Source organism: Anaerovibrio sp. (genome assembly GCF_024697385.1).
GTDB lineage: Bacteria > Bacillota > Negativicutes > Selenomonadales > Selenomonadaceae > Anaerovibrio.
Genome location: NZ_JAILFV010000172.1, coordinates 1 through 18,163, shown reverse-complemented (window position 1 = coordinate 18,163; position 18,163 = coordinate 1). Strand labels below are relative to the sequence as shown.

Genomic DNA, 18,163 nt, shown 5'->3' with positions numbered 1-18,163 from the left:
TGGACCCATATCAGCACCATCCTCAACTGTGCATTCATGTCCATAGGTAAATTGTGCCTTCACTCCATTGCCAATGTTGGTATCACTGAAGCGGCAATTCGGCCCTATCTCACAGTCCGTACCAACCACTGTCTTCCCCTCAAGCCAGGTGAATGGATAGATTACAGTATCCGCCCCCACCTGGACCTCAGCATCAATGAAGGTGCTGTCAGGGTCCATTATGGTAACGCCGTTATCCATCAGCTCTATATTCTTGCGTCGACGGAGAATTTTCTCTGCACCGGACAGCTGCAGTCTGGAATTAATTCCCAAGGTTGATTCAAAATCATCGGCAGCCACGGCCCAGATTTTTTCACCCTGCTCCCTGAGGATTCCCAGCACATCCGGAAGATAATATTCCCCCTGTGCATTATCGCAGCCAACTTTTTCCAGGGCAGCAAAAAGGTCCTTGCATTCAAAGCAATATATGCCTGAATTAACTTCCTGAACTTTTCGCTCTTCCTCGGTGGCATCTTTCTGCTCGACGATTCTGGCCACATCCCCTTCCGGGGTACGGATAATACGGCCATAGCCTGTAGCATCCGGCATTATTGCAGTGAGTACGGTAGCCTTGGCGCCTGCGGCCTTATGGCCATCATACAGCTTACGGATAAGGTCAGCGGTCACCAATGGGGTATCGCCACACAATACCATGACTGTGCCATTTTCCTGAGCCAGCAACGGTGCTGCCTGCTTTACAGCATGGCCTGTTCCCAGCTGCTCACTCTGAACTACGAATTCAGCCTGATCGCCTATGGCTTCCTGTACCTTCTCTCCGCCAAAGCCCACAACTACCACATTGCGTCTGGAGCCTGCCCCAACGGCCGCATCCAACACATGCTGCAGCATGGATTTCCCTGCTACCTTGTGCAGCACCTTTGGCAGCTTTGACTTCATTCTGGTTCCCTTACCTGCTGCTAATATTACTGTAACTAAATCCAGCATTAAATCTGCCTCCAATAAAATGAAAATCATTCAGCAGTGATATTATCCTGCTGAATACCAATAGAATATATCCAGCCCACTATGGCTGTATCAGTACGCTATGGGGCTAAATTTACCTCCGCCACAGCATTTAACAAAAATCAGGATTTTTTCCCTTTTTCCTGTTTCTTCTTCAACTGCTCCATGCTCTGAAGCAAGGTCTGTTCCGATTTTTCCATGTGATATTCTGCCGCAGCCTGAGCCTCAGCAACATCTCCCTGGGCAATAGCCTCTACTATTCTGCGGTGCTCCTCCAGGGTTGCCTTCAGGCGCCCCGGGAAAGCCATGGAAGTGGCACGGAATCTGGTGAGCTGTTCCCTGAGATTGAAGATAATCCCCACCAGGCGTGAATTTCTGCTTGCCTGATACAACAGGTCATGAAATTCTGTATCTGTCTCAACAATTTTTTCCATATCATTGGCTTCAATGTATCCGCCAATTGCCACCAATAAGCGCTGCAGTCTTTCCAGCTCCTCATCGGTAATCCGCTCAGCTGCCAGGCCACTGGCCAAGGAATCCAATGATGTCCTGATTTCAAACACTTCATTTACATCCCTGATGGACAGGTTGGCCACATATGTACCACGGCGTGGCATCATAATAACATAGCCTTCCAGCTCCAGCTTGCGTATAGCCTCCCTGACAGGGGTGCGGCTGACCCCCAGCTCCTCTGCCAGCTGAATTTCCATGAGTCGTTCGCCAGGCTTAAGGGTTCCCTTACGGATGGCATCCCGAAGGGTTTCACAAACCACTTCCCGAAGGGGCTGATAACTATCTAATTTAATAGGTGATAATTTTCTTTCCATAATTAACCTCTATTCCTGCAAACAGTTTTTGCTGTATAAACAGCTGCCTCACCATCTATCGACCTGATGGCATCAGCTATATGCCATGCGGCTTTTTCATCAGGTGCGATACCAAATACTGTCGGGCCACTGCCTGACATCATGGCAGCCAGGGCACCATTTTCTTTCATGACAGCTTTATACTCATTTATAATGGCATGCTCATTTATGGTAACACTTTCCAGCACATTGCACAACAATTTACTTATATATAATACATCCCCTGACTGTATGGCCTGAATCATGGCTTTGTTGTCAGGGTGAGGACCTTCATAGCCTGCATCATAGGTTTTATAGGCCCAGGCCGTGGACACCCCCACCTTTGGCTTGGCCAGGACTATATCAAGCTCAGGTACAGCCGGCAGGCGTTGAAGTACTTCTCCCCTGCCGGTGGCCAGCATGGTTCCCCCCATTATGCAGAAGGGAATGTCTGAACCCAGTTTGGCTCCAAGACGGCACAATTCCCCTTCGTCCAGATCAAGGCTGAACAGTTGATTCATTCCCCTGAGAACTGCAGCGGCATCTGCTGAACCGCCAGCCAAGCCTGCCGCCATGGGAATACGCTTTTCCAGTTTGATTTTGACTCCTGAAGACAGCCCACATTCGGACATTATCAGCTCAGCCGCCTTATAGCACAGATTTGAATTGTCTGCCGGCAGCTGTGGGTCACTTATTTCCAGGCATATGCCTTCCTCTGCCACTTCCAGCTTCAAAGTGTCATGGAGGCTGATTTCCTGCATAACCATGGACACTTCATGGTATCCATCATTTCGCTTGCCCAGTATATCCAGTGTTAAATTTATTTTTGCATTGGCTTCAATGGAAATCACAATTTCCGACTCCTTCAAATTAAACTAAATAATCACCCGTTAGATTTTATCAATTTTTAAATGTTTCTTCAAGGTAAATAAAGGAACAAAAAATTCCTTTGATAAATACTACGGATTACCTGTGTCCCAATCCCAATCATGACATGCTATGACACCCCCGATGCTTCATAAATCAACATTGAATTTTTTTATTTGTGCAAAAATAGATTAACAGGACTTTTAGATGTATTGACTTTTACTTTTTATCCCTTGATAATAGTTGGGTAGGAAGCTGGTGAATATATGTATAATTTACTAATTGAAAACAGGCTTATGCTTTATGGACTGATAGCCGCTATTTTCATCATAGTTAATCTCAGCGGGCTTCTCCTCATAAAGTTTGTATTGCCGTGGCAGGGCATGCGGACCATGCGGAAATTCAGGGTACATCCCAAAAGCCGTCACATATTGCCATTGCTTAGACTCATGGGACAGCTGGTGGTCAGTATATCCGGATCGGTAACCAAGGGCATTCCAATCGTTACCGATATTGTCCCGGCAGGTATAGCTCCTTCAAAGCTCATGACCTTTGCCGCCTCAGCCGAAGACGGTATAAGGCATCCATTGGCCGAGGCCATCATGGAATGGGCTGACGAAAAAAAGCTGTCATTATTTAAATCTGCTGCCATAAATTCCATCCCTGGGGAGGGCGTGGAGGCCCTCATCAATCATCAGGAAATACGGGTTGGTACAGCAGCCTTTCTACAAAATCACGATGTAAAAATTCCGGCGGAGATACTCACACGGGCTGATCAGCTGGCGGGGAAGGGCAACATTATTTCCTTTGTAAGCATGGGGAGTGTATGCCGTGGCTTCATCGTATTCACCGATCAGATACGGCCTACGGTACAGGGTGCCGTAAACACCCTTGAAGAGTATGGCATATCCACTACCATAATGACCAGCACTGCAGGAAGCACCGCCAGAAATATTGGTCGTCAGACCAACATCCCGATCATTAAGGCAGATCTAAGCCCCATGGAAAAAGCCAAGGAATTTATCGTGCTAAAAACCAGTGATTCGCTGGTAGGGGCAATTGCAACCACCAAAAATTCAAATGTACTGGCCCAATGTGCAGATATCAGCTTTTCCCTGAGCGTCAGCGAAGATGCCATAAAGGAAAAAAGTGATGTTCATATTGACAGTGTTGATTTTGGCAATGTGCTGCTGGCTGTAGACATCGCCAGGTATACCCATGGCAAGCGAAACAAGGGACTGATTATCATGGTGCTGTTCAATCTTATTCTTGGGGCCATCACCAGTTATCTGGTTTCACTGGAGGCAATGCCTTTCTTTGCCCCGATACTCCCGATTCTGATTGGAGCACTTGCCATCATTGCCACACTTGCCAACCAGATTACCTTTAAATATTAATCACAAAGGAGACTAATTCTAATGGACAAGGAAGAATTTTCTGTTTTAGTGGATATGGTATTGGCCATAAAGGCCAATCCGCCAAAGGACCTCTTTGCCAAGGGATACGAGGACTGGCACTGCCGCGCCCGGCTGGCTCATTTCCTGGCCATGCCTGAGCTCAACCGTATCAACAAGGCAAAGGAGCTGTTCCTGTCAGTTATTGATATAGAACCGGATGAGGAAAGCAGTGAGGACATAGAAGAAAAGGTCTATGCCATGCAGCATCTCAGCCAGCTGGAAAAGGACGAGGAGGATTATGAAAACGCCCTTGCCCATATCAATATTGCCATCGAAACTGCTGAATCCTATGATTTCCTGTATAAGTACATCCTCCGTGGAGAGTTATGGGCTGAACGCTGGAACCTGCTTCACCGCATGGAGCAGACGGATGAAGCCCAGGCCGAGGTGGATGAGCGCATAGAGGTATATAAGGACATTCCGATAGATCATAACAGCTATCTTTATTACGGATACAGATTTAAAGCCCAACTGGCAGCCGAGAAGGGTGTTCCTCTCATTGCCAAGGATTATATGCACATGGCCTTAAAATACATGGAGCTGAAAAGCCGTGACAAGGAACGCCTGGATAAGGCCTTTGCCGCTGAACACGAAAACATCTCCTGGATTTTGGCCGAGATTGACAAGGCAACACCAAATCCTGACAACCTGCATTGGGATATTTAACAGCAAAAAACGCCGGCGCAAAGCCGGCGTTTTCGATTGTCTTCATTTTCAGGGGCTTATTCCTCCAGGGTCCCCTTCAGGTCATTATCTGTCATGGCACATACACAGGAATCTGACCAGACATTTTCTGCTGTCTCAATCATGTCAATTATTGTATAAATCGGCAAAATAACGCCCATAATCCCCAATGGGGCCCCCATGGATGACATAAGGGACAGGGTAAGGAAATAACATCCCATTGGCACCCCGGCATTGCCCACTGCAGCAAAGACAGCCACAAAAAGCCAGGTAATCATGGTGCCCATGGTCATCTCAAAGCCTGCATTCTGCATGACAAAAAGTGATGTGACCAATATAAAGGCAGCACAGCCATTCATGTTAATGGTGGTACATATAGGCAGTACGAAGCGGGATACCTTGTTATTCACCTTGAGGTTGTCCTCAGCAGATGCCATGGTTACCGGCAAGGTCGCAGCCGAGCTCTTGGTAAACAGGGCAACAGCAACGGCCGGTGCCATCTTCTTGAATACATGCACAGGATTTAATCCCCTTAGCATCAGGAACAGTGGTAATACCACAAAGAACTGGATGGTATTGCCCCCAAGGACAACAGCCACATATTTGCCCAGGGAGCCAACGATTACACCGGCCTCAATCTGGGCGGAAAGCTGTCCGGCAAAGGCCAGTATGCCTACAGGTAATGCCCAGACAATTCCCTTAATCAATGTAAACAGCAATTCCTGCAGTCCATGAATCACCTTGAGGAGCATCTGGCCATTCTCAGTCTTTGGCATGAATGCCAGGCCCAGGCCTGCAGCAAAGGCAATCAGAAGCACTGATAACACATTGCCGGCTATAAATGGCTGCAAAATATTATTCGGTATCACTGACAAAAAATGATCGTAATAAGATAATTTGTTCAACTTCTGCGGCACATCGGCCATCCCTGCACCTATGATATCGCCTGGGAGATTCTCCGGTGCAATACCTATATAGAGCACCAGTCCAACAGTGGCTGCAGCAAAGGTAGTCAACAGGGTATATACAACTGCATGACCAAATATCCGCCCGGTTTCCTTCTTTGCCCCCAATGAGGCCAGAGTGGTAATTACTGCCAGGGCAATGGTAGGCACGGCCACAAACTGGAACAGTCTGGTAAAGACAGTGGCAACGAAGTTGAACAGCTCATTTAACCAATGGATGTTCAACCAGCCCAGAACCCCGCCCACAAACAATGCGGCAAACCATAAAACCATCTGCTTGATCTGTCCCTTGCGGTCAGTCTGCCGCATGGCATTTTCAGCTCTTTGCTTAACATCATTTTCTGATGACATTTCTCTTCCCCTCTTTCAATACACAGCATAATAAATACAATAACCTAAAAAAATAACTCCTTGATATGCTCATAATATTATTCTTACAATATAGCATTGTCAAGGATTAGCAACAAAAAAACACCAAATAATCATCAGCCTGTGGCATTTGATTATTTGGTGTTTTTTTTCAATTTATTTTCTTTCCGACGCATCCTGAAGAAGCTTTTCATCAGTTCCGTGCATTCATCCTCCAGAACACCAGCTGTAACTTCTACCTGATGGTTCAACCGCTGATTGGTCAGCACATTGAATATGGAATGAACCGCCCCAGCCTTGATATCTGCTCCTCCATATACCACCCGGTCAATACGGCTGTTGACTATTGCCCCGGCACACATGGGGCATGGCTCAATGGTAACATAGAGGGTAGTCCCGCTGAGCCGCCATCTTCCCAGCTTTTGATTGGCCTGCCTGATGGCTTCTATTTCTGCATGGGCTGTTGCATCCCTGGCCAGCTCACGCAAATTATGCCCTGCAGAAACAACAGTGCCGCCCTCATTCTCTACGAGGACGGCACCTATCGGAACCTCACCCAGCTCATAGGCCTTTGCGGCCTCTGCCAGGGCAAGACGCATAAAATGTTCATCATTTAATATCATAAGCTCAACCCATGCCTCCACCAAAAAAATTCAAGTCAACACCGTTTTGATAGAACAGTGAATGGGTAACCTTCTGGCAATCCAGCACATAAGCGTCCTGAATCTTAACCTCACCCTCCTGTTCCTTCATCTTTTCAACCAACATCCTATGGAATGGAGATTTACCGTTGTACTGATCATCACTGCTATTTTTCCGCAGGAAAGGACTGTTAACATCACAGTCAACACCTTTAACTCTGGCTACTCTTGCTACCTTCTCCAACATGATGATCACCTCTATCCAAAACAGCTACAACATTTCAATACCTCCAAAAAATTTAATATCCTTCTTACCACATATATCGTGATTATAATACCTTTAATTAAACTAATGTTAAAAATTTTTTATGTATACATAATCACAAACAAAAATTATTTTTCTTGTTATATATATTCATGATTCATTATTAATTTTCCTGCACAAAAATAAAATTTGTGAACATAATTTAAAAAAATAAAAAGCTGTGGCAGACCAAGGGGCCTGTCACAGCTTTGATTAATTTTTGTTCAGTTCATTGAAGAAATTACTTCTTCAGTGCATCTCCCAGATTGTTCTGAGTGTTGCGTGCTGCCTGTACGGACTCAGCAAAGCGATCCTTCTCCTTGCCTTCCAGCTTCAGCTCAACAATCTTCTCGATACCATTTTCGCCCAGGATTACCGGAACACCGATGCAGAGGTCATTCTCACCATACTCGCCCTCAAGGTATACACAGCAAGGGATGAGCTTCTTGCCATCAGTGATGATGGACTTAACCAGCTCGCCAGCTGCAGCACCTGGTGCATACCAAGCAGAAGTACCCAGCAGACCGGTAAGAGTAGCACCGCCAACCTTAGTCTGAGCGATTGCATCCTCGAGCTCAGCATCGCTGAGGAAATGGGTAACAGGAATACCCTTATAAGTAGCAATAGATCCGAGTGGAACCATGGTCTTGTCACTATGGCCACCGATTACCATGCCTTCAATATCAGTAGGAGTTGCAGGATAACCCTTCTTCTTCAGTGCGCAGGACAGGAAATAACGGAAACGGGAGCTGTCGAGCATACCGCCCATACCGATTACCTTGTTCTTAGGCAGTCCGGAGTTCTTCAGTGCCAAATAAGTCATTGCATCCATTGGGTTGGAAATAACAATGAAAATTGCATCCGGAGAATACTTAACAGCCTGCTCAATAACGCTGCCTACAATACCTGCATTAACACCGATGAGATCCTCACGGCTCATGCCTGGCTTGCGAGGAATACCGGAGGTGATAACAACAACCTTTGATCCTGCAGTAGCAGAATAATCATTGGTAACACCGGTAATAGTAGTATTGAAATTGAGAATCTGGGAGGTCTGCATCATATCCATTGCCTTACCTTCAGATACACCCTCTTTGATATCAAGAAGAACTACTTCACTTGCATAGCCAGCGCTAGCAATAACATTTGCTGCTGTTGCGCCTACATTACCTGCACCTACAACTGTAACCTTCATAATTAAACATTCCTCCTTTTATTTATGACAAGCTGCGTTTACCACACAACTTGAACCTTAAACCGATAATATTATACCAAATATTGACTCAATAAGCAATGAAATAGGGCATTTACCGACTTATATCTTCTTCACATAATGAAGGAAATTGAACATGCCATCTGTTATGTATTTATACCATCTCAAGCCACAGGCCGACCTATACGGGCCATTATCTTTTCATAAAATTCATAGGGCACATTCATATTACCATTTATCCCTGTGCCCAACTCTACGCCCTTGCGGTTTGCACCATGAAAATCCGTGCCACCGGTGGGCAGCATATGATACTTTTCAATCATATGGGCAGCAAATTCCTCGTCATCAGGAGCGTAATTAGGATAATACCTTTCCATGCCATCCAGTCCGAACTCCATGAGTTCACACAGGGCACTTTCCTGCTCCTCCCGGGTCCAGCCCAGCATACCGATCTTCTTGTGGTAATGGGCCAGTGAGGTCACCCCTCCTGCAGCCCTGATAACCGGCAGGGCCTCCCGGGCAGGAATATCACCAAACACATTAAGCTCCTTCAGTGCAGGATTCAGGTATTCATCCCACAGCTTCTGCACCGGGCAGGGAAGTTTCAGGTCCACCAGGGCACGCATTACAGCATAACGGTCAAAATGAACGCCTATGTGTTTTCTGACCTTATCCATGGTAAGGTCAAGTCCCTTTTGCCGGATGCATTCCACAACCTTATCCATATCCCGTTCCTTGTTATGGCGAATTCCTTCATACATATCCAAAAAACCCTGATTATTCATGTCAAACCCAAGGCACACAATATGCAGCTTGTGATCCCTGTAGGCGACGGTCATTTCCATGCCATTCAGGAACTTAATCCCCAGCTTTTTTGCCTCATCGGCAGCTTCCCGGGTCCCGGCAGTGGTTTCATGATCAGTCAGCGCCAGGGCTTCAAGGCCCCGGGATTTTGCCAGCTGTATTATCTCCCTTGGTGTATAGCTTCCATCTGAAACGGTGGAATGAACATGTAAGTCTATCATCTTTACCATTCCTCAAAAATATAACTCGGTGTAAGATGTCCCCTTCCTCTATAGGTGGGGGGGACAAGCTTTAACAGGTGGTGAGCATATCTCCCACCTCGTTGAAACGCTAATTGGAAGATTTTTCTTTTTAAAAGAAAAAATTGAACAATGGCGTTATAATGTCTCACGATTTCTTTTTCTGCTTCAGTAACGGTTTTAAAAACTGCCCGGTATATGACTTCCTGACCTTTACCACTTCCTCAGGGGTTCCCTGGGCCACAATGGTGCCGCCCTTGTCTCCGCCCTCAGGGCCAAGATCTATGATATGGTCAGCGGTTTTGATTACATCCAGGTTATGCTCGATAACCACCACTGTATCCCCGGCATCCACCAGCCGCTGCAATATGCCCAGAAGCTTGTTGATATCCTCCGTATGCAGCCCTGTAGTAGGCTCGTCCAGAATATACAGCGTCTTGCCGGTGGAGCGTCGGGACAACTCTGTCGCCAGCTTTACCCGCTGTGCCTCACCACCTGACAATGTGGTGGCTGCCTGTCCCAGCTTGACATAGCCCAGGCCTACGTCCTTGAGGACCTGGAGCTTATTGGCTATCCTTGGGACATTCTTAAAGAAATCCACTGCTTCGTCAATAATCATGTCCAGAACATCAGCTATCGATTTGCCCTTGTATTTGACCTCCAGTGTTTCAGTATTATATCTGGCTCCCTTGCAGACCTCACAGGGAACATAAACATCCGGCAGAAAGTGCATCTCTATTTTTATTATACCGTCACCCTTACATGACTCACAGCGGCCACCCTTTACATTGAAGCTGAACCTGCCCGGCTTATAGCCTCTCAGCTTGGCTTCCGCCGTCTGACTGAACAGGGTGCGGATAAGGTCAAATACGCCTGTATAGGTAGCCGGATTGGATCTTGGTGTCCGTCCGATAGGTGACTGGTCAATATTGATTATCTTGTCAATATTCTTCAGTCCCTTTATGGACTTAAAGCGTCCAGGCTTGCCCTTGGTCCGGTATAGCTTGGAGGCTATTCCTTTATACAGTATCTCATTGATAAGAGTACTTTTTCCGGAGCCTGACACCCCTGTGACCACAGTGAGTGTCCCCAGGGGGAAGGTCACTGAAAGATTTTTCAGGTTGTTTTCGCTGGCCCCGGTTACCTCCAGGAAAAGGCCGTTTCCAGTCCTGCGCTCCTTGGGAACAGGAATGAATTTTTTACGGCTGAGATATTGGCCGGTGATAGATTCCTTCACCTTCATTATTTCCTTGGCTGTTCCCTGGGCTACAACATGGCCTCCTTCCGTACCGGCACCAGGCCCGATATCTATAATATGGTCTGCCTCCAGCATCGTATCCTCATCATGCTCCACTACCAGCAGGGTATTGCCTAAATCACGCAGGCTTTTCAGGGCTGTAAGCAGGCGGGCATTATCCCTTTGATGAAGACCAATACTCGGTTCGTCAAGAATATACAGCACACCCACCAGTCCTGAGCCTATCTGGGTTGCCAGCCTTATTCGCTGGGCTTCCCCGCCGGACAGTGTCCCTGCCGCCCTGGACAGAGTCAGATAATCCAGGCCTACGGTATTCAGGAATCCAAGCCTTGCATGAATTTCCTTTAGGATCTGTGCCGCAATTTTTTGTTCCCTGGGACTGAGCTCCAGCTCCGAAAAAAATGTCTCACAGTCCCGTACTGTCATTTCAGTCACCTGATGAATGTTTTTATCCCCAATAGTCACTGCCAGGGCCTCAGGCTTAAGCCGTGCTCCCTTGCAGACAGGACAGCAGCTGATGCTCATGTAATTTTCCAGGTCTTCCCGCATTGCATCAGAATCAGACTCTCTATAACGCCTTTCCAGCAGTGGCATTATTCCTTCAAAGGGTCCGGTATGAATCTTATATACACCAAACATATTTTCATAGCCAAAGCTGTATTTTTTGTCCCCGGTACCGTTTATAAGCTCATCCTGTGCCTTGGGAGGCATCTGTTCCCAGGGGGTATCAATGCTGCACCCGTAAGCCTCTGCAATGGCCGCCATCTGGCACATGGCATATGATTTTGGATTGCTGCTTAAAGGTGTCACCAGGCCCTCGGCAAGACTGAGGGATTTATCCGGCATCACCAGGTCAACGTCAAATTCGCTGTGACTCCCCAATCCGCTGCAGGCCGGACACGCTCCAAAGGGATTATTAAAGGAGAACATTCTCGGCGCTATCTCAGGCAGGCTGATTCCACAGTCTATGCAGGCAAAATTCTGACTGAACATCATCATTTCGCCATCAACCACCTGAACATAGGCAACACCTTCACCCAGCTTCAGGGCAGCCTCCAGGGATTCGGCCAGTCGGGACCTTATTTCCTCCCGGATAATGATCCTGTCCACCACTACTTCTATGGTATGCTTTTTATTTTTCTCAAGATTGATTTCTTCATTGGCATCCATTATCTCCCCATCTATTCTGAGGCGGATGTAGCCCTCTCTGCGGATATGCTCCAACAGCTTGCGATGCTCCCCCTTCTTGCCCCGTACAACCTGGGCAATTATAAGCAGCTTGGTGCGTTCAGGCAGCTGCAGCAGCTGATCCAGCATCTGGTCTATTGATTGCTGGTTTACTGGCTTTCCACATTTTGGGCAATGTGGTCTGCCTGCCCTGGCAAACAGCAGGCGCATATAATCGTAAATTTCCGTAACGGTCCCCACCGTGGAACGGGGATTGCGGCTGGTAGTCTTCTGGTCGATGGAAATCGCCGGAGACAGGCCTTCAATATAATCCACATCCGGTTTATCCATCTGACCCAAGAACATTCTGGCATAGGAGGACAGGGACTCCACATATCTTCTTTGGCCTTCTGCATATATGGTATCAAAGGCCAGGGATGATTTCCCGGAGCCACTGAGCCCTGTCAGAACCACCATTTTGTCCCGGGGAATATTCACATCTATATTTTTCAGATTATGCTGTCTGGCACCTTTTACACGAATATATTTTTCCATTCATTATTCTCCAATCAAACACCTGATTTTTGCCTGCTGCTTTTTGCTTTCAGGGAATCCTCCAGCTCGAATATCATATCCCTGAGCTCCGCCGCCCTTTCAAATTCCAGGGCTCGGGAAGCATTCTGCATCTCCTTGCGCAGAGCCTTCAGCAATGCCTCTGATTCCTTTTTCGTCAGCTTTTTGCCAGGGCGCTGCAGATTTTTCCGGTCAGGTGTATATGCAGCACCCTCCTCTGCCACCAGGGTAGTTTCTATCAGGTCCTTTACCGGCTTGATAATCGTCTGTGGTATTATCCCGTGTTCCTGATTGTATTCATCCTGTATCTGGCGGCGTCGCCCCGTTTCATCAATAGCCCGCTTCATGGAGTCCGTTACGGTATCTGCATACATAATGACACGGCCCTCGGCATTTCTGGCGGCACGGCCTATGGTCTGAATCAGGGATGTATCAGACCGCAGGAAGCCTTCCTTATCTGCATCCAGTATTGCCACCAGGGAAACCTCAGGCATATCAAGGCCTTCACGGAGCAGGTTGATGCCCACCAGCACATCAAAAACGCCGGCACGCAGGTCACGGATGATTTCGGCCCGTTCAAAGGTAGCAATGTCAGAATGAAGATATCTTACCTTTATTCCTGACTCCTTCAGATAATCCGTGAGATTCTCCGCCATCTTTTTGGTCAGGGTGGTCACCAGGACACGCTGCCCCTTGGATGCCCGCAGGGAGATTTCACTGAGCAGGTCGTCTATCTGCCCATCCAACGGACGCACCTCCACCTCAGGATCAAGAAGTCCTGTAGGGCGTATAATCTGCTGTACCACCTGCTGGGCCATGCTTAATTCATATTTGGCAGGTGTTGCCGATACAAATACTATCTGGTTGATCCTGCTTTCAAATTCCTCAAACTTCAACGGTCTGTTGTCAAAGGCCGATGGAAGTCTAAAGCCGTTGTCCACCAGGGATTCCTTCCTGGACCTGTCCCCTGCATACATGGCACGAAGCTGTGGCAGGGTAACATGAGACTCATCCACCACCATGAGGAAATCCTCCGGGAAATAATCAAGGAGGGTATATGGAGCCTCCCCGGGAGCCCGCTGGGTAAGGTGTCTGGAATAATTCTCTATCCCTGAGCAATAGCCCATTTCCTGTATCATTTCCAGATCATAATTGGTCCTCTGTTCAATCCGCTGGGCTTCAATCAGCTTGCCCTGAGCCTTGAAAAAGTCCACCTGCTGCACCAGCTCGTCCCTTATGGTATTCATAGCTATATCCAGGTCCTCCTGCGGCGTTACATAATGAGACGCCGGAAAGACCATTGAATGAATGCGCTCGCCAAAAATTTCACCGGTGAGTACATCAAACTCAACTATCCTGTCAATTTCATCCCCGAACATTTCTATTCTGACCGCCCGGTTGTTATATCCCGCAGGGAAAACCTCCACCACATCTCCCCGAACGCGAAAATGCCCTCTTTCCAGCACCACATCATTTCTGTCATACTGCATGGTAATCAGGCGTCTCAAAATAGCATTTCTCTCGATTTCCTGCCCCTTGTGAAGGGAAAGCACCATTTCATGATAGCTCTCCGGGGAACCCAGGCCGTATATGCACGAAACGCTGGCCACAATAATAACATCCCTGCGTTCGAACAGGGAGCAGGTAGCTGAATGCCGCAGTTCATCGATTTCATCATTGATGGATGCGTCTTTTTCTATATAGGTATCAGTGGAAGCAATATAGGCTTCCGGCTGATAATAATCATAATATGATACAAAATATCCCACATAATTATCCGGGAAAAAAGCCTTGAATTCGCTGGCCAGCTGTGCTGCCAGGGTCTTATTATGGGCTATCACCAAGGTAGGCTTCTGAACCTTTTCAATCAGCTTGGCTACAGTAAATGTCTTGCCTGTACCTGTTGCTCCCAAAAGCACCTGTGCCCGCTGCCCGTTTTCTATACCTGCTGCCAGGTCAAAAACGGCCTGTGGCTGATCACCCATAGGCTCATAGGGAGCTTCTACACGGAAGGGCTGGCTATCCTGAAATTCAATATTGTTTAATTTTGGGGTTTTATTCATTTGCTGCCTCCAAATCATATGACCGAACATATTATCTGTATTATAACGCAATTAATCATATTTTGCTCTAAAAAAAGAAAAAACTTTTGCCAAAAATAATGGGTGCCTCACCCTGTCTACAGACAGGGACGGACACCTGTAAAACAACAGCTGAAATTTGAATAAAATTCAGTGGAAGCACTATACTCCCACTGAATAAAACTCATTTTATGGAATTCACACAAGGTCAAAGGACATATTTACCGTAACAATGGTCCCCAAATCCACTGCACTGTATATTGCAATGCTGCCACCTATCTTCTCCAGCAGCTGCTTGGCCACATACAGTCCCAGCCCCTGTCCATTGGCCCATGGGTCCACCTGCCGGCCTTCCTGGGTAAATGGCTCAAACATTTTAGGCTGAAACTCCGGTGAAATACCTATGCCCTCATCAGAAATCTTAAACTTACAGGTCATCCTGCCACCATGGGCCTTGGCCTCCACCAGACAGTGAATCTCACTGCCGCCCTTACTGTATTTGAGGGCATTGTGCACCACATTAAACAGTATTCTCTTCACGAACAGGATGTTCCCGTATACCTCCATGCCCTGCACTCTTGCAAGGTCGGTTTCCGTTGAATACTCAATCTCCTTGATCCCTGCCAGGGATTTTGCAAAGCTGTCCACGCTCCTGAATAATTCCCTGAGGTCAAAGCTACGCTTTATCTTTTCCTTGGTATCCTGCTTCAGTCTGCTGACAGTCTGTATATCCAAGGCCAGATCCTGCAGCAGCTCCATATTGATCTTAATGCGTTTTATGGCATCCGGGCCCAGGTCCTTGCAGTCATTGACTATGTGCATAACGATATTCGTGATATCGGCTTCATTGTCAGCCATGTTGTTTATCAGGGCATTGCTGATATCCACCTCATCCTGAATACCCTTTAGGGCCAGCTTCAGCTTGTCTTCAGATTTTATCTGCAGCTTCATCATCTCATCCACATTCTGTACGGCTAAAATCACGCTGTTTTTATCCGCCAGACGGAATATTCGCACCTGCATAAACCAGGTCTTGCCCTTTCTGCATACCCTGTAGGTATGAGAAAAGTTTTGCACGGACACCAGGCTTTTACGCATGGCCTCCAGGTTCAGAACACGCTGCATATCCTCCCTGTCATCCTCCTGAACATATTCAGAAATATATTTTTTCACGAATTCATCGAAGGAAAACTTCTGATCATCATAATAATAGGCCTGAATCTGGGCGATGGATTCTTCCCCGATGTTCATTACCTCTGTCTGCCCACTGGTTAAATCTATCCGCATTACAGTGGAATATTTCATCGTCAGGGAATCTATGATTTCCTTCAGCTGGACCTCTCTTTCATTATCCACCGCCAGTGTTGCCGAACCATAGGCCTTCACCGGTCTTCCCTGCTTGTCAAATTCAGTTGTGTAACGCACATGAAAGGGAATCCTCTCAGGTGTCAGGGGAATAACGGCCTGTATCTGGGCCTCTCCCTGCTCAACACGGGTATGCCAATGGCGATACATATCTGCATAATCCGGTGGAAACAGCCCGGATGCTATCACTGGCTCAGGATAATTCTCCAGGACCGGTGGCAGTCCCAAATCCCTCATACATCGGGAGCACGGTCTCATTTCCCTGGTGGCAACATCATATTCCCAGGCATAGATATTGGCCTGCTCGGCTGCTGCCCTAAATTTGCTTTCACTGTCGGAAATATTTCTTATGGAATGTCTGATGTCCGTATCGTTCTCCACCAGGGCATAATAAAGGATTTCCCCCTCATATCGGGCTGCCAGGGATACCTTAAAGGAAATACAGCACTCCTGAAAGCCACAGCACTGGGAAAACAGTCTGAACCAAATTCCCACACCTGAAGGAAGGACATCCTCTGTGGCTTTGGCAAGGAGAGCTTCAAAGCTCTTTTTTGCCTGCTCATCAGAAAATTGCCATGCCCCTTCTGTTCCGACGCCATCCAGGGATATTTCCGGACTGATTTCCTGTTCAAAGGCTTTATTTGACTTTACAAGTCTCAAAATACCGGCTACATAGGTGAAATAAAACGCTGCCCCCATATGATGATTGAACAAAAAGTCGGCCGCAGCATCCTCTCCGGCAAAAATCACGGCATCATGGGGATTTTTAAAACAGCTTATACGGTCAAGCCAGGCTGATTGAATTTCTGATACGGCCCTGGCCCTGTCTATTCCTTCATCTTTCATCTTCAGCGCTCCCATCATAAAATAAAACCAATATTTATGACTCTGAATTTTTTCGATATTCTCACTAAAATTAAAGAGGATTTTCTACCATTATGATAGAAAATCCTCTTTTTTAGGTGTATTTTTATCAGATATTAACTTCTTCACCCTTTGCCAGGCGCTCGCTGAATTCTGCAGTAGCTGCAAACAGAGCGTCAGTGGATGAGTTCAGGGCTGTCTCGCAGGAATCCTGAATTACACCGATGATAAATCCAACACCAACAGCCTGCATGGCAATATCGTTGGAAATACCGAACAGGGAGCATGCCATTGGAATCAGCAGCAGGGAACCACCTGCCACACCGGAAGTACCACAGGCACCAACAGTTGCCAACACAGAAAGCACAATGGCAGTCGGAATGTCAACCTGGATACCAAGGGTATAAGCAACAGCCATGGTCATGACCGTGATGGTGATCGCAGCACCCTCCATATTTATAGTTGCTCCCAAAGGAACAGACACGGAATAGAAATCCTCATCCAAACCCAGCTTTTTGCATAATTCCATGTTTACAGGAATGTTGGCTGCAGAGCTGCGGGTAAAAAAGGCAGTCACACCGGATTCACGCAGGCACTGCAAAACCAATGGATATGGATTGCGCTTCAAAAACAGGAAAACAAGCAACGGATTGACAATCAGGGCCATGGTAAACATGGTTCCTACCAGGACTACCAGGAGCAATCCATAGTCAACGAATATTGCTATACCACTCTCGGCAACAGCGGAGAAAACCAAACCCATAATACCGAAGGGAGCCAGCTGGATAATCCAGGATACGGCCTTGGAAACAACAGCGGCAATTTCTGCAACTATTCCCCGGGTAGCTTCAGAAGCCAGACGCTTGAAGCCCATGCCAAAAATGATGGCCCAGCAGAGAATGCCCACATAGTTTGCATTCATCAATGCAGATACAGGATTTGCCACCATGTTGGTAAGAATAGTCTTTATAACATCACCGATACCATTCGGCGGAGTATTATTGGCCGCATCGGTAAGCACCATGCCAACCGGCATAGCATAGCTGAACATTACTGCAGCAGCTGCTGCCAGCAGGGTACCTAAAACATACAGGAATACCACATTTTTAAATCTGCCACCGATATCACCACTGGCATTGGCCAACGCACTGATAACCAGTACAAATACAAGGATAGGTGCTATACCCTTCAATAAACCTACAAACAAATTACCAAATATAGGAATGACACCATTATCCGGTATCAGGGTAGCTAAAATCACACCAAGAATCAAACCGCATACAATGCGCAGAATCAAACTGATACTCTGCCACTTTCTAAAAGTTGCACTCATAAGTAAACTCCTCACTAAATTAATATAATAGTTTTGAGACTGAAAACTGCCTCGTTACACATTCTAAAGGCGTGACAACAGTATGTCAAGAAAAATCCACCCCATATGGACATATATACTAAAAATCCTTCC

Annotated in this window: 14 protein-coding genes; 2 read left to right on the top strand and 12 right to left on the bottom strand. The window is 47.0% G+C overall.

Annotation, left to right across the window (positions count from 1 at the left end):
- The 3 genes from glmU to ispE all read right to left on the bottom strand — a co-directional run.
- Positions 1–984 (bottom strand): bifunctional UDP-N-acetylglucosamine diphosphorylase/glucosamine-1-phosphate N-acetyltransferase GlmU (glmU, locus tag K6C05_RS09110; RefSeq protein ID WP_296733899.1); only part of this gene is annotated, 984 nt, incomplete at its 3' end.
- 140 nt (positions 985–1,124) lie between these two features.
- Positions 1,125–1,829: a GntR family transcriptional regulator gene (locus tag K6C05_RS09105; protein WP_296733897.1), complete on the bottom strand. Its 705-nt coding sequence runs from the start codon at positions 1,827–1,829 to the stop codon at positions 1,125–1,127.
- Between the two features lie 2 nt (positions 1,830–1,831).
- Complete coding sequence (ispE, locus tag K6C05_RS09100; RefSeq protein ID WP_296733896.1) at positions 1,832–2,698, bottom strand: 4-(cytidine 5'-diphospho)-2-C-methyl-D-erythritol kinase; 867 nt, start codon at positions 2,696–2,698, stop codon at positions 1,832–1,834.
- Positions 2,699–2,980: 282 nt separating this feature from the next.
- Here ispE and K6C05_RS09095 point away from each other — a divergent pair, with 282 nt between their 5' ends.
- Positions 2,981–4,111: an HAD family hydrolase gene (locus tag K6C05_RS09095; protein ID WP_296733892.1), complete on the top strand. Its 1,131-nt coding sequence runs from the start codon at positions 2,981–2,983 to the stop codon at positions 4,109–4,111.
- A gap of 21 nt (positions 4,112–4,132) precedes the next feature.
- Positions 4,133–4,837 (top strand): tetratricopeptide repeat protein, encoded by a 705-nt coding sequence (locus K6C05_RS09090; RefSeq protein ID WP_296733891.1) that lies wholly within the window; start codon positions 4,133–4,135, stop codon positions 4,835–4,837.
- A gap of 56 nt (positions 4,838–4,893) precedes the next feature.
- Here the strand turns inward: K6C05_RS09090 and K6C05_RS09085 are convergent, their stop codons facing one another.
- The 9 genes from K6C05_RS09085 to sstT form a co-directional block, all read right to left on the bottom strand.
- Positions 4,894–6,171, bottom strand: coding sequence for a dicarboxylate/amino acid:cation symporter (locus K6C05_RS09085; RefSeq protein WP_296733888.1), 1,278 nt, complete (start codon positions 6,169–6,171; stop codon positions 4,894–4,896).
- Positions 6,172–6,323: 152 nt separating this feature from the next.
- Positions 6,324–6,812 (bottom strand): tRNA adenosine(34) deaminase TadA, encoded by a 489-nt coding sequence (gene tadA, locus K6C05_RS09080; protein WP_296733885.1) that lies wholly within the window; start codon positions 6,810–6,812, stop codon positions 6,324–6,326.
- A gap of 4 nt (positions 6,813–6,816) precedes the next feature.
- Positions 6,817–7,077, bottom strand: coding sequence for a hypothetical protein (locus tag K6C05_RS09075; protein ID WP_296733882.1), 261 nt, complete (start codon positions 7,075–7,077; stop codon positions 6,817–6,819).
- 298 nt (positions 7,078–7,375) lie between these two features.
- Positions 7,376–8,329: a malate dehydrogenase gene (locus K6C05_RS09070; RefSeq protein ID WP_296733879.1), complete on the bottom strand. Its 954-nt coding sequence runs from the start codon at positions 8,327–8,329 to the stop codon at positions 7,376–7,378.
- Between the two features lie 182 nt (positions 8,330–8,511).
- Positions 8,512–9,381 carry a PHP domain-containing protein gene (locus tag K6C05_RS09065; protein WP_296733877.1) on the bottom strand — a complete coding sequence of 290 codons (870 nt, stop codon included), beginning with the start codon at positions 9,379–9,381 and terminating at the stop codon, positions 8,512–8,514.
- A 157-nt stretch (positions 9,382–9,538) separates the two neighbouring features.
- A complete protein-coding gene (gene uvrA, locus K6C05_RS09060) occupies positions 9,539–12,370 on the bottom strand; it encodes an excinuclease ABC subunit UvrA (RefSeq protein ID WP_296733873.1) in 2,832 nt (943 codons plus the stop codon).
- A gap of 14 nt (positions 12,371–12,384) precedes the next feature.
- A complete protein-coding gene (gene uvrB / locus K6C05_RS09055; RefSeq protein WP_296733870.1) occupies positions 12,385–14,451 on the bottom strand; it encodes an excinuclease ABC subunit UvrB in 2,067 nt (688 codons plus the stop codon).
- A 216-nt stretch (positions 14,452–14,667) separates the two neighbouring features.
- Positions 14,668–16,680: a HAMP domain-containing sensor histidine kinase gene (locus tag K6C05_RS09050; protein ID WP_296733867.1), complete on the bottom strand. Its 2,013-nt coding sequence runs from the start codon at positions 16,678–16,680 to the stop codon at positions 14,668–14,670.
- Between the two features lie 127 nt (positions 16,681–16,807).
- The gene (gene sstT, locus K6C05_RS09045; protein ID WP_296733865.1) at positions 16,808–18,031 is read right to left on the bottom strand and encodes a serine/threonine transporter SstT; all 1,224 of its coding nucleotides are present in this window, start codon (positions 18,029–18,031) and stop codon (positions 16,808–16,810) included.
- Positions 18,032–18,163: the final 132 nt, after the last annotated feature.

What these genes read in the sequence shown, in the direction of transcription:
- K6C05_RS09105 (WP_296733897.1), bottom strand. Translation starts at nt 1,829, where the DNA reads ATGGAAAGAAAATTATCACCTATTAAATTAGATAGTTATCAGCCCCTT.
- K6C05_RS09095 (WP_296733892.1), top strand. Translation starts at nt 2,981, where the DNA reads ATGTATAATTTACTAATTGAAAACAGGCTTATGCTTTATGGACTGATA.
- K6C05_RS09090 (WP_296733891.1), top strand. Translation starts at nt 4,133, where the DNA reads ATGGACAAGGAAGAATTTTCTGTTTTAGTGGATATGGTATTGGCCATA.
- K6C05_RS09085 (WP_296733888.1), bottom strand. Translation starts at nt 6,171, where the DNA reads ATGTCATCAGAAAATGATGTTAAGCAAAGAGCTGAAAATGCCATGCGG.
- tadA (WP_296733885.1), bottom strand. Translation starts at nt 6,812, where the DNA reads ATGATATTAAATGATGAACATTTTATGCGTCTTGCCCTGGCAGAGGCC.
- K6C05_RS09075 (WP_296733882.1), bottom strand. Translation starts at nt 7,077, where the DNA reads ATGTTGGAGAAGGTAGCAAGAGTAGCCAGAGTTAAAGGTGTTGACTGT.
- K6C05_RS09070 (WP_296733879.1), bottom strand. Translation starts at nt 8,329, where the DNA reads ATGAAGGTTACAGTTGTAGGTGCAGGTAATGTAGGCGCAACAGCAGCA.
- K6C05_RS09065 (WP_296733877.1), bottom strand. Translation starts at nt 9,381, where the DNA reads ATGGTAAAGATGATAGACTTACATGTTCATTCCACCGTTTCAGATGGA.
- uvrA (WP_296733873.1), bottom strand. Translation starts at nt 12,370, where the DNA reads ATGGAAAAATATATTCGTGTAAAAGGTGCCAGACAGCATAATCTGAAA.
- uvrB (WP_296733870.1), bottom strand. Translation starts at nt 14,451, where the DNA reads ATGAATAAAACCCCAAAATTAAACAATATTGAATTTCAGGATAGCCAG.
- K6C05_RS09050 (WP_296733867.1), bottom strand. Translation starts at nt 16,680, where the DNA reads ATGAAAGATGAAGGAATAGACAGGGCCAGGGCCGTATCAGAAATTCAA.
- sstT (WP_296733865.1), bottom strand. Translation starts at nt 18,031, where the DNA reads ATGAGTGCAACTTTTAGAAAGTGGCAGAGTATCAGTTTGATTCTGCGC.